This window comes from Azospirillum sp. B4 (assembly GCF_000333275.1).
Taxonomy (GTDB): domain Bacteria; phylum Pseudomonadota; class Alphaproteobacteria; order Azospirillales; family Azospirillaceae; genus Nitrospirillum.
Genome location: NZ_BACU01000007.1, coordinates 1 through 11874, shown reverse-complemented (window position 1 = coordinate 11874; position 11874 = coordinate 1). Strand labels below are relative to the sequence as shown.

Genomic DNA, 11874 nt, shown 5'->3' with positions numbered 1-11874 from the left:
GGCGGACGTGCGGGAGTTCACCTCCGCCCAGCTGGCGACGCTGACCACCGACCAGCTGTCCACCCTCACCTCCGACAACCTGTCGGCGCTGGCCAGCAACCAGATCATCGGTCTGTCCAGCGCCCAGGTGCAGGCGCTGACCACCGACCAGCTGAACGCGCTGGCGACATCGGACATGCGGGAGTTCACGTCGACGCAGGTCGCCGCCCTGACGACGGACCAGCTGTCCGCCCTGACCGCCGGCAACTTCAGCGCCCTATCGACCACGCAGTTGACCGGCCTCACCACTGATCAGGCCGCCGCCCTGACCACCGACCAGGTGGGCGCCCTCAACACGCTGCAGGTGGCCAAGCTCTCCACCATCCAGGTGCGGGCGCTGAACAGCGACCAGCTGAGCGCCCTGCCCACCGCCGACGTGCGCGCGCTGACCACCGTGCAACTGGCGGCGCTGACCACCGGCCAGGTGTCGACGCTCAGCACCGACACCGTGGCGGCACTCAGCACCCTGCAGGTGACCAGGCTGTCCACGGCCCAGGTCCAGGCCCTGACCAGTGACCAGCTGAACGCGCTGAACACCGCCGACATCCGCGCCCTGACCTCCGCCCAGGTCCAGGCTCTGACCACGGATCAGCTGTCCACCCTGGGCTCGGACAACCTGTCGGCGCTCACCAGCGCCCAGGTCAACAAGCTGTCCGCCGCCCAGGTGCGGTCCTTGACCAGCGACCAGCTGAACAGCCTGACCACGGCGGATGTGCGGGAGTTCACCTCCGCCCAGCTGGCGACGCTGACCACCGACCAGCTGTCCAGCCTCAGCTCCGACAACCTGTCGGCACTGGCCAGCAACCAGATCATCGGTCTGTCCAGCGCCCAGGTGCAGGCGCTGACCACCGACCAGCTGAACGCGCTGGCGACATCGGACATGCGGGAGTTCACGTCGGCACAGGTCGCCGCCCTGACGACCGACCAGCTGTCCGCCCTGACCGCCGGCAACTTCAGTGCCCTATCGACCATGCAGTTGACCGGCCTCACCACCGATCAGGCCGCCGCCCTGACCACCGACCAGGTGGGCGCGCTCAGCACCCTGCAGGTGGCCAAGCTCTCCACCGCCCAGGTGCGGGCGCTGAACAGCGACCAATTGAATGCGCTCAACACCGCCGACGTGCGCGCACTGACCACCGCGCAGCTCACAGCGCTGACCACCGACCAAGTCGGCATACTCGGCACCAACGCTGTGTCGGCGCTGACCAGCGCGCAGGTGGCCAGGCTGACCACCAGCCAGATCCAGGCGTTCACCAGTGACCAGTTGAACGCCCTGACCACCGTCGATATCGGCGCCCTGACCTCAACCCAGGTGCAGGCCCTGACCAGCGGCCAGTTGTCCACCCTGACGGCCAACGCCCTGTCCGCCTTGACCAGTGCCCAGATCGCCCAGCTGACCACCGACCAGGTGCAGGCGTTGACCAGCGACCAGCTGAACAGTTTGACCTCGGCGGACATGCGGGAGTTCACGTCGGCACAGGTCGGGGCCTTGACGACGGACCAGCTATCGACGCTGGGCACCGGCGCCTTCACCGCCTTGTCGACCGTCCAGCTCGGCGGCCTGACAAGCACCCAGGTGGCGGCGCTCACCACCGATCAGACATCCGCCCTCAGCACGCTGCAGGTGGCCAAGCTTAGCAGTGCCCAGGTCCAGTCCCTGACCACCGATCAGCTGAACACGCTCACAAGTGCGGAGGTGCGCGCCCTCACCACGGCGCAGCTGTCGGTTCTGACCACCGACCAGCTGGTCAACCTCAGCACCGATGCCATCGCCGCCCTTTCCACCCTGCAGGTGGCGAAGCTGTCAACCAGCCAGGTTTCCCTGCTGACGACCGATCAGTTGAACGCGCTCAACACCGCCGACATCCGCGCGCTTGGCACCGCGCAAGTGCTGGCGCTCAGCACCGATCAGCTGTCGGCGCTCAACACCGACAACACCGCCGCGCTCAGCAGCGCACAGGTGGCCAAGTTGAGCACCGGCCAAGTGTACGCCCTGACCAGCGACCAATTGAACGCGCTCAGCACCGTGGATGTCCGCGCCCTGACCACGACGCAGCTGGCCGCGCTGTCGACGGACCAGCTGTCCACCTTGGGCTCGGACAACCTGTCAGCGCTTTCCAGCGGGCAGATCTCCAGCCTGTCGGCCGGCCAGTTGCAATCGCTGACCAGCGACCAGCTGAATGCCTTGACCACCGCCGACATGCGGGAGTTCACGTCGGCCCAGCTGACCACGCTCGGCACCGACCAGATCGCCAGCCTGGGGAGCGCCAATTTGGCGGCGCTGACCACCGTGCAGTTGAATGGGCTGAGCACCGACCAGGTCGTGGCGCTGACCACGGACCAGGTTCCGGCGCTGACCACGACCCAGGTGGCCAAGCTGTCCACCGCGCAGTTCCAGGTTCTGAACAGCGACCAGCTCAACGCGCTCAATACCGCCGACATCCGCGCGCTGTCCACGGCCCAACTGGCCGTTCTCAGCACCGCGCAGTTGTCGGCGCTCAGCACCGACAACACCGCCGCCCTGACCACCGCCCACGTGGTCAAGCTCAGCACCGATCAAGTCCAGGCGCTGACCACCGACCAGTTGAACGCCCTCAACACCGCCGACATCCGCGTGCTGTCCACCAGCCAGGTGGTGGCGCTGACCACCAATCAGCTGGCGGCACTCGGCACCGGCAACACCGCCGCCCTGACCACGGCCCAGGTGGCCAAGCTCAGCACCGACCAGGTCCAGGCGCTGACCACCGACCAGCTGAACGCCCTCAACACCGCCGACATCCGCGCCCTGACCACCGCGCAAGTGGCGGCGCTCAGCACCAGTCAGCTGGCCAACCTGGGCACCGCCAATCTGGCGGCCCTGACCACCGCGCAGCTCAACGTGCTGACCACCGACGAGGTGGCGGCGCTGACCACCGACCAGCTGCCGGCCTTGACCACGGCCCAGGTGGCGGGCCTCGCCACCGCGCTGGTCCAGGCCCTGAACAGCGACCAGCTCAACGCGCTGAGCACCACCGATGTCCGTGCTCTGACCAGCGCGCAACTGGCCGTGCTGTCCACCGCCCAGGTGTCGGCGCTGGACACCGACGCGGTGGCCGCCCTGACCACGGCCCAGGTCGCGAAGCTGGGCACCGCCCAGGTGCAGGCGCTGACCACCTCCCAACTGAACGCCTTGACCACCGGTGACGTCCGCGTCCTGTCGACGGCGCAGTTGACGGCGCTGGGCACCGCCCAGCTGTCGGCACTGGATACGGCGCACGTCGCCGCCCTGACCACCGTCCAGGTGGCAAGGCTGACCACCGACCAGGTCGGCGCGCTGTCCAGTGATCAGTTGGTGGCCCTGCCCACGGCCGACATCCGCAGCCTGACGTCCGCCCAGATCGGAGCGCTCAGCAGCGCCCAATTGTCCAACCTGGGCACCGCCAACCTGGCGGCCTTCACCACCGGCCAGCTGGTGGGGCTGACCAGCGACCAGCTGGCGGCGCTGACCACCGATCAACTGGGCGCGCTGACGACCGCCCAGGTGGTGGCCCTGACCACCGGCCAGATCCAGACCCTGGCGACAGACCAGTTGAACGCGCTGTCCTCCACCGACGTCCGCGTCCTGACCACGGCGCAGGTGGCGGCCCTGACCACCGACCAGGTCGCGGCCCTCAGCACCGACACGCTGGCGGCGCTGACCACGACCCAGGTGGCCAGGCTGTCAACGAACCAGGTGCAGGCGCTGACCACCGACCAGCTGGTCTCCCTCACCACCAATCAGGTGACGGGGCTCACCACCACACAGGTGAAGGCCCTGACCACCGACCAGTTGGACAGCCTGGTCACCGACACGGTGCAGCAGCTGACCACGGCGCAGGTGGCGGCCCTGACCACAACCCAACTGTCGGCGCTGACCACCGACATCCTGTCGGCCCTGACCATCACACAAGTGCGCCAGCTGTCGACCACCCAAGTGCAGTCGCTGGTCACCGATCAACTGGTGGCCCTGACCACGGACGACATCCGGGAATTCACCACCGCCCAGGTGGCGAACCTGACCACGGCCCAAATCGCCAGCCTGACGACCGACCAGCTATCCGGCATGGGCCAGGCCCTGGCGCTGGCCGTGACCGGCGCGCAGGTCGCCACCTTCTCCACCGATCAGATCAACGCCTGGATGAACAGCATCCTGGGCGTGACCGGCTGAGCCCTGGCAGGGCCAGCATCATTTCGCAAAAGAAACAATGCCCGTCCCAGTAGGGGCGCCATTGGCCTTTGCCGCGCCCGTCCCGCACCGATCGCGAAAAAAGAAACGGCCGCCCCGGGATGGAGCGGCCGTTCTTCTACTGAGCGTCCTGAAACCAGGGCTTAGGCGGCCTTGCCGCTCTTCGCGATGATTTCGTCAGCCACGTTCTTCGGCACCGGATCGTAGTGCGAGAACTCCATGGTGTAGGAGCCACGACCCGAGGTCATGCCGCGCAGCTGGCCGATGTAACCGAACATTTCGGACAGCGGAACGTGGGATTCAACAGCGATGTTGTGGCCACGCTCCAGCTGACCCAGCACCGTGCCGCGACGACGGTTGATGTCGCCGATCACGTCACCCAGGTAGTCGTCGGGAACCACCACCTCGACCTTCATCACCGGCTCCAGCAGGATCGGACCGGCGGTCCGGATGCCTTCGCGGAAGCAGGCCTTGGCGGCGATTTCGAACGTCAGGGCGTTCGAGTCCACTTCGTGGTACTTGCCGTCCAGCAGGGTGGCTTCGAAGTCCACGGTCGGGTAGCTGGCGAGGACGCCGTCTTCCTTCTGGACTTCCAGGCCCTTGCCCACCGACGGGATGTATTCGCGCGGCACGGTGCCGCCGACGACCTTGTCCACGAAGGTGAAGCCGGCGCCGCGTTCCTTCGGCTCGAAGCGGATCTTCACTTCGGCGAACTGGCCCGAACCACCGGTCTGCTTCTTGTGGGTGTAGGTGTATTCGACGGTCTTGGTGATCGTCTCACGATAGGCCACCTGCGGACGGCCCATCACACCTTCCACGCCGAACTCGGTGCGCATACGGTCGAGCGTCACTTCCAGGTGCAGCTCGCCCATGCCGCGCAGCAGGGTCTGGCCGGTGTCGCGGTCCGTTTCCAGACGCAGCGACGGATCCGCGCGGACCATCTTACCAATGGCGGCGCCGAACTTGTCCTGGTCGGCACGGTTCTTCGGCTCCACCGACACGCTGATGACGGGGTCGGGGAAGCGCATGCGCTCCAGCACCACCGGGGCGGTGGCATCGCACAGGGTGTCACCGGTATCCGTCTCGGCCAGCGAGACGAAGGCCACGATGTCGCCCGCGCGGGCTTCTTCCAGGTCGTTCGCTTCCTTGGCGAACATTTCCACGATACGGCCGATGCGCTCACGCTTGCCGCGGGTGGTGTTCAGCAGGGAGGTGCCCTTGGCGACGACGCCCGAGTAGACGCGCACGAAGGTCAGCGAACCGTACTTGTCGTTGATGACCTTGAAGGCCAAGCCGGCGAAGGGCTCGTCGTCCGACGACTTGCGTTCGCCGTTCGGGTTGCCGTCCGGATCCACGGTCTTGATGGCCTCAACGTCCGTCGGGGACGGCAGGAAGGCGACCACGGCGTCCAGCAGCTGCTGCACGCCCTTGTTCTTGTACGAGGAACCGCACAGGACCGGGGTGAAGTCGCCCTTCAGGGTGCCAAGACGCAGGCATTCCTTCAGCACGTCGGCGGACGGCTCTTCACCGCTCTCCAGGTACTGTTCCATCGCCGCGTCGTCCTGCATCAGGCAGGTGTCGATCAGCTCGGCGCGGAAGTCCGCGACCTTGCTCAGCAGCTCACGGTCGTAGGCGTTGGTGATCTTCAGCTTGTCGGCCAGGTCGTCGGTGACGTCCCAGATCTCCCACTGGCTGTCCTTTTCCTCGGAGAACCAGACGTAAGCCTTCATCTCGACGAGGTCGATCATGCCCTGGAAGTTGTCTTCCGAGCCCAGCGGCAGCTGGATGACGGCCGGGGTGGCGCCCAAGCGCTTGCGGATCATGTCCACGCAGCGGCTGAAGCTGGCGCCCGAACGGTCCATCTTGTTGACGTAGCACATACGCGGAACGTTGTAGTTGTCCGCCAGGCGCCAGTTGGTCTCGGTCTGGGGCTCCACACCGGCCACGCCGTCGAACACCACCACGGCGCCGTCGAGCACGCGCAGGGAACGGTTCACCTCAATGGTGAAGTCCACGTGGCCTGGGGTGTCGATCAGGTTGATCTTCTTGTCCTTCCAGAAGCAGGACACGGCAGCGGACTGAATGGTGATGCCGCGCTTCTGTTCCTGTTCCAGATAGTCGGTCGTGGTCGACGACTTCAGGTCCTTGGTGTCATGGATGTCGACGATCGTGTGCTTGCGACCCGTGTAGTACAGGATGCGCTCGGTGGTGGTCGTCTTGCCGGCATCGACGTGGGCGATGATGCCGATGTTGCGAATGTCGTCCAGCGGTGTGCTGCGGGGCATTAGGGGGCTCCGTCGTCCAACGTCCGGTGCAAAGAAATGAAGCCGGCGCGGGGGAAGTTCAAAAACGAGCGCGGGCCCGAAAGGACCCGCACGAAAAAAGTCCGGGGGTTCAACGGCACGCCGCACAACCTCCCGGGCGGGCGGATATCTAGCGCGTTCCGCCGCCTTTTCCAAGGGCTCATGCGGCATGTCACCCCTGAGCAGGGGAGATTCCCGCGCATGGCCGCCTTTTCCCCACGCACGCCTCTCCATCCAGGGGTGGTTACCCGTCGCCAGCCTCGGCACAGGATCAAAGCGGCCCTCCCGGGCGGCATCACCTGGCCGAAGATAAGGACTCCATTTGCGCCCGTCCCCCCCGGCGGCTACCCTGCTGCTGCGGCAGGAGCGCCCGGGTCCCCCCCAATTTCCGCCCGAGCATCGCGAGACAGCATGGCCGAGACACTGAACCGTATCCTCTACGTCGACGACGAACCCGATATCCGGGCCATCGTCGAGCTTAGCCTGCGCCACGTCGGCGGCTTCGATATCCGGATGGCCGAGTCCGGCGCCCGGGCGCTGGAGATTCTGGATGGCTGGACGCCGCAGATGATCCTGCTGGACGCCATGATGCCCACCATGGATGGTCCGGCCACCCTGGCGGCGATCCGTGAGCGCGCCGACCTTTCCGCAATTCCCATCGCCTTCATGACGGCCAAGGCCCAACCCTCGGAGGTGGCGCGTTTCAAGGCGCTGGGCGCGATCGGCGTCATCGCCAAGCCCTTCGACCCCATGGGCCTGCCCGGCACCGTGCGCGCGCTATGGGGTGGCACCGGCCCGACATGACCACCGACGCCAACAACACCGACTTCCCGGCCCTGATGGCATCCCTGCCTGCGGAACTACTGGCGCGGATGCAGGAAATTCGCCAAGACTTCCTGGCGAGCCTGCCTGGCCGCCTGACGCAAATCCGCCACGCGGTGTCAGCGTTGGAAGGATTGGATGGCGAAGCCGCCCAGGCGGCCCGCACCGACCTGGCGCGCCACGCCCATTCCCTGGTCGGGTCCGGCGCCACCTTCGGCCTGCCCGACCTCAGCGTCGCCGCCCGCACCCTGGAAGAGATGGTGAGCCAGCCAGGCGCCATCGCCTCCACCGCCCTGAGGACTGCCGTCGCGGCGCTGGAACGGTCCGCGGCCACCACCGCGCCACCCGCCCCGGTGGAAGCGCTGCCCGTCGCCCCCGCCCCCGCGGCCGAAGGGCCCTTGCGGCCAGTCTATCTCATGATGGGGAACGATGACGGTGCCGGCGACCTGGGCGACGTCCTGGCCGCCTATGGGTACCAACTGTCGGTCTTTCCCGATGCTGCAGGCCTGGCCCAGGCCGTGGGCGGGTCGGCGCCAGAGGCGGTCATCCTGGACGTCAATCCGCACGACCTGGCGCCGGGGGCCGCCCAGATTGCCGACGCCCGGGGACGCAGGATTCCGACCGTGGCCCTGTCCGTGGCCACGGGCTTTGCCGCCCGGCTGGCGGCGGCCCGCGCCGGCTGCGATGCCTATGTGGTGAAACCGCCCGACGCCAACGCCCTGGTGGACCATCTGGACCGTCTGACGGAACGCGACCCGGACCAGCCGCTGCGCATCCTGATCGTGGACGACGACGCCACCCTGGGCGCCTATTATGAAATGGCGTTGCGATCCGCCGGCATGCACACCCGGCTGGTGACCGACCCCCTGCAGGCGGTGGAGGCGCTGTATGACCATAACGCCGACCTGATGGTCACCGACCTGATCATGCCACAGTGTACGGGGTTCGAGCTGGCGGCGGTGCTGCGCCAATACGACGGTCTGCTGGCCCTGCCGATCGTCTTCCTGACAGCGGACCACGACGCTGAAACCCACCGCTCCGCCGTGCGCACGGGCATCGACGCCTACCTGACCAAGCCCGTGGATCTGGGCGACCTGACGGAAATCGTGCGTGCCCGTGCCCGCCGCGCCCGACAGCTGAAGGCGCTGATGGTGCGGGACGGGCTGACGGGCGCCTACAACCATCCCATGATCCAGGATCTGCTGGTGAGCGAGGTGGCCCGCGCCCAGCGTGACGGGACGGCACTGTCCTTTGCCATGCTGGACATCGATCACTTCAAGAAGGTCAACGATCACTACGGCCACGGCGCCGGCGACCGTGTCATCAAGGGCTTGTCCCGCCTGTTGCAACAGCGGCTGCGACGCAGCGACATGATCGGGCGCTACGGCGGCGAGGAATTCGCCGTGCTGATGCCACACACAGGACCCGAAGACGCGGCGGAGCGGCTGGACCAGCTGCGCCGGCAGTTCAGCGAAATCCCCTATGTCCACGGCGACACCCAGTTCCAGGTGACGTTCTCGGGTGGCGTGGTGGGACTGAGGCCTGGGCTGGATGCCAAAGCCCTGAACCTGACGGCCGACGCGGCGCTCTACCGCGCCAAGAACGCCGGCCGCAACCGCATCGAAATGGGATAACGGCGCGACCGCCGCTGGTCAGCGTACAGGCGCCGTGACCACCTTGGCCGTGGTGCTGACGGCGGTGCCGGCCACATCGGCGGCCGTACCCACGGCGGTGCCGGCGGCGTCGACCACCACGCAGCCACTCAAGGCCCCCAGCGCCAAGCCGGCGACCAGCACGGTCTTGCCCACCCGGCAAATCTTTCCCTGGAAGAACGACACCCCCGTCATGACGGAACCCCTTGGCTTTGCCCGCGTCCTGAAGGATCCGGGCGGCAGTGGGGACCGGCCACCGGCCCCCTTCGCTTTATACGAAAGCAAGGGCCGGGCCAGGGTGGTCTCAGTCAGGCTATGCCATCGGGAGCGGTCATGTCGAAGCCGATGGGGGTGATGGACACCAGGCCGTGCTTCAGGGCGCCGGCATCGGTGTCCGGCCCCAGGATGGGCATATGGCGGCGGAAGGCCATCCAGTAATAGGTCCCGCCGCGCATGTCGGTGCGGGGCTCGACATCAATGCGGTCCAGGGTGCCCCGGCTCTGCCGCGTCACCACCACGTCGCTCACATCCGACGCGTCCAGGTCGGGAAAGTTCACATTCAGAACCACGTTGCTGGCCGTGCGCAGGCTGAGCGCGTGGTCCAGCGCCCGGGGCAGCAGGGTACGCGCCGTATCCCAGCGCACCTGGCCGCCCCGGGTGAACGCCTGGCTGAAGGCGATGGCGGGCACGCCCAGCAGCCGGGCGGTCAGGGCCGCCGCCACCGTGCCGGAATACGGCACCTCGTCGCCCACGTTGGCGCCGCGGTTGATGCCCGACAGCACGATGTCGGGCGGATTGTCCTTCAGCAGGTGGCGCAGGGCGAAGATGGCGCAGTCGCTGGGTGTGCCGGTCAGGGCGTAGCGGCGCGGCCCTCTCTCCTCCACCCGCAGGGGAGTGGTCAGGGTGACGGCGCGCGACATGCCGCTCTGGTCCTTCTCTGGGGCCACCACCCAGACCTCGTCCGCGATATCGGCCGCCAGTTCCGCCAGCAGCTCAAGGCCAGGGGCGTTGATGCCGTCGTCGTTGGTGAGCAGGACGCGGCCGAAGCGGCGGGACAGATGGGGGGTGGACGGCATGGCGCTGGCCTCGGGAACGGGGGAAACCTATAGATACCGGCGCACCTTCCCGGGCGGCGGCGCGGATGGCAAGCCGCAATGCCGTCCTTGAAGATTTTTGCGGGTCGATTTTTCAGGAACTTGCACGCATGGCCGACGACCGCCTATCCACCGCCCTGTGGGTCCAGCTGCACCTGCGCCGCTGCGCCGCCGACAGCATCCCCGTCTACGTCCTGCGCAAGGGTGAGGCGGAGAGCGGCCTGATCGTGCTGAAGGTCGTCATCCCCTTCCAGGGCGCCAAGGTCTACACCCAGAGCCGCGACCTGGACGGCAAGCTGGGCTGGTTCCCCGGCCTGAACGGCACCCAGGTCCCGGAATCGGAAGCCGACGCCTTCATCGAGCGCGCCACCAAACGCGACCCCGACCTGTGGGTGATCGAGGTGGAAAGCCGCGACGGCAGCCACCCGTTCGAGGGTAAGGTGATCTGAAGTCCTGGCGCGTCGACGGCACCAATCTACTCCGCCGCGTCGGCCCGGCCATCGGTGTTGGCCGGCACCAGGCGGCGGGCGGCGCGGCGGGTCTTGCGGTGGTGCAGTTGCCGGTCGATCCAGCGGCTGAAATCCTCCATGTAGAGGTACAGCACCGGGGTGATGTAGAGCGTCAGCAACTGCGACACCACCAGGCCGCCGACGACGGCCACACCCAGGGGCTGACGCAGTTCGGCGCTGGCGCCGGACGCGAGGGCTATGGGCAGCGTGCCCATGAGGGCCGCCATGGTGGTCATCATGATGGGGCGGAAGCGCAGCAGGCAGGCCTCGACGATTGAGTCGTGCGCCGACTTGCCTTCCACCCCGTCCCGCCTGGATGGCGAAGTCGATCATCATGATGGCGTTCTTCTTGACGATACCCATCAGCAGCACGATGCCGATCAGGGCCACCAGCGACAGGTCGTTGCCGGTCAGCCACAGGGCCAGCAGGGCGCCGATGCCGGCCGATGGCAGGGTCGACAGGATGGTCACCGGGTGGATGATGCTTTCGTACAGCACACCCAGCACGATGTAGATGGTGACCACGGCGGCGGCGATCAGCCACGGCTCGCTCTCGATCGATGTCTGGAACTCCGCCGCCTCGCCGGCGAAGGATCCGGTCACCGTGTCCGGCATGCCGATGTCCTTCTCCGCCTGGCTGACGGCGTCCACGGCGTCGCCCAAGGACTGGCCCTCGGCCAGGTTGAAGGTCACCGTCAGGGCCGGGAACTGCGCCTGGTGGTTCACGGTCAGCGGCGCGGCGGTGGTGGTGATCTGCACCAGGGAACTCAGCGGCACCTGGGTGTTGGTGGTGGTCTGCGTGCTTTGCGCCACCGCGTTCACCGACACCGGCCCGCCCGTGCTGGGCACGTACAGGCGGCCCAGCGCCTCCGGATTGGCCTGCAGCTTCTCCGGCACCTCGAGCACCACGCGGTACTGGTTCATCTGGGCATAGATGGTGGAGATCTGGCGCCGCAGAACGCCGTCCTGGGCATGATCGCCAGCGAGAGGACACGCACCAACGTGTCGGCCTTGCGCTTCGTCGGTGCCGGCCTGGCCACCCTGTCCATCGCGGTGATCGCGCCTGTGCTGCTGGCCGGCAGCGCCATGGACAAGGCGCGGGCCTTCACCGTCTTCGCCCTGGTGTTGTGGAGCCTGGGCATGGTCAGCGCCGGCTGGTTCTGGCGCGCGTCGCGGGATGGCGCGGCGGGCGATGGGATGCCGCCATCACCCGCGCGCGCGACGCGGGCACCGTCCTTTCGGGGCGTCCCC

9 protein-coding genes and 1 pseudogene are annotated in these 11874 nt (G+C 67.4%); 5 read left to right on the top strand and 5 right to left on the bottom strand.

Annotation, left to right across the window (positions count from 1 at the left end; all coding sequences use genetic code 11):
• On the top strand, positions 1-4225 hold a 4225-nt coding region (locus I55_RS36685), incomplete at its 5' end, for an S-layer family protein (RefSeq protein WP_044558387.1).
• 161 nt (positions 4226-4386) lie between these two features.
• Here I55_RS36685 and fusA read toward each other — a convergent pair.
• Entirely contained in the window at positions 4387-6528 is a 2142-nt protein-coding gene (fusA, locus tag I55_RS00195) for an elongation factor G (RefSeq protein ID WP_044558385.1), read from the bottom strand.
• A 429-nt stretch (positions 6529-6957) separates the two neighbouring features.
• Here fusA and I55_RS00190 point away from each other — a divergent pair, with 429 nt between their 5' ends.
• Both I55_RS00190 and I55_RS00185 read left to right on the top strand, forming a co-directional pair.
• A complete protein-coding gene (locus tag I55_RS00190; protein WP_044558384.1) occupies positions 6958-7350 on the top strand; it encodes a response regulator in 393 nt (130 codons plus the stop codon).
• On the top strand, positions 7347-9002 hold the full coding sequence (locus I55_RS00185; protein ID WP_159107077.1) for a diguanylate cyclase: 1656 nt from the start codon (positions 7347-7349) through the stop codon (positions 9000-9002). Before I55_RS00190 ends, I55_RS00185 begins: the two co-directional genes overlap by 4 nt.
• Positions 9003-9020: 18 nt before the next feature.
• On the opposite strand, the gene I55_RS00180 is transcribed toward I55_RS00185, so the two are convergent.
• Together I55_RS00180 and surE are read right to left on the bottom strand one after the other, a co-directional pair.
• Positions 9021-9215, bottom strand: a complete 195-nt coding sequence (locus I55_RS00180) for a hypothetical protein (protein WP_044558383.1) — start codon at positions 9213-9215, stop codon at positions 9021-9023.
• A gap of 113 nt (positions 9216-9328) precedes the next feature.
• Positions 9329-10096 (bottom strand): 5'/3'-nucleotidase SurE, encoded by a 768-nt coding sequence (gene surE, locus I55_RS00175; protein ID WP_044558382.1) that lies wholly within the window; start codon positions 10094-10096, stop codon positions 9329-9331.
• 128 nt (positions 10097-10224) lie between these two features.
• Here surE and I55_RS00170 point away from each other — a divergent pair, with 128 nt between their 5' ends.
• Positions 10225-10563, top strand: coding sequence for a DUF1491 family protein (locus tag I55_RS00170; protein ID WP_044558381.1), 339 nt, complete (start codon positions 10225-10227; stop codon positions 10561-10563).
• Between the two features lie 26 nt (positions 10564-10589).
• Here I55_RS00170 and I55_RS39420 read toward each other — a convergent pair whose 3' ends face one another.
• Together I55_RS39420 and I55_RS39415 are read right to left on the bottom strand one after the other, a co-directional pair.
• On the bottom strand, positions 10590-10925 hold the full coding sequence (locus I55_RS39420; RefSeq protein WP_044558380.1) for an efflux RND transporter permease subunit: 336 nt from the start codon (positions 10923-10925) through the stop codon (positions 10590-10592).
• 61 nt (positions 10926-10986) lie between these two features.
• Positions 10987-11547: pseudogene (locus tag I55_RS39415) on the bottom strand (efflux RND transporter permease subunit); the annotation flags it as partial.
• A 48-nt stretch (positions 11548-11595) separates the two neighbouring features.
• Here I55_RS39415 and I55_RS00150 point away from each other — a divergent pair.
• Positions 11596-11874, top strand: a 279-nt coding sequence (locus tag I55_RS00150) for a hypothetical protein (protein ID WP_044558377.1), incomplete at its 3' end; no start/stop codon positions are given.

Coding starts and splice junctions, on each gene's coding strand:
- fusA (WP_044558385.1), bottom strand. CDS start 6,528: ATGCCCCGCAGCACACCGCTGGACGACATTCGCAACATCGGCATCATC.
- I55_RS00190 (WP_044558384.1), top strand. CDS start 6,958: ATGGCCGAGACACTGAACCGTATCCTCTACGTCGACGACGAACCCGAT.
- I55_RS00185 (WP_159107077.1), top strand. CDS start 7,347: ATGACCACCGACGCCAACAACACCGACTTCCCGGCCCTGATGGCATCC.
- I55_RS00180 (WP_044558383.1), bottom strand. CDS start 9,215: ATGACGGGGGTGTCGTTCTTCCAGGGAAAGATTTGCCGGGTGGGCAAG.
- surE (WP_044558382.1), bottom strand. CDS start 10,096: ATGCCGTCCACCCCCCATCTGTCCCGCCGCTTCGGCCGCGTCCTGCTC.
- I55_RS00170 (WP_044558381.1), top strand. CDS start 10,225: ATGGCCGACGACCGCCTATCCACCGCCCTGTGGGTCCAGCTGCACCTG.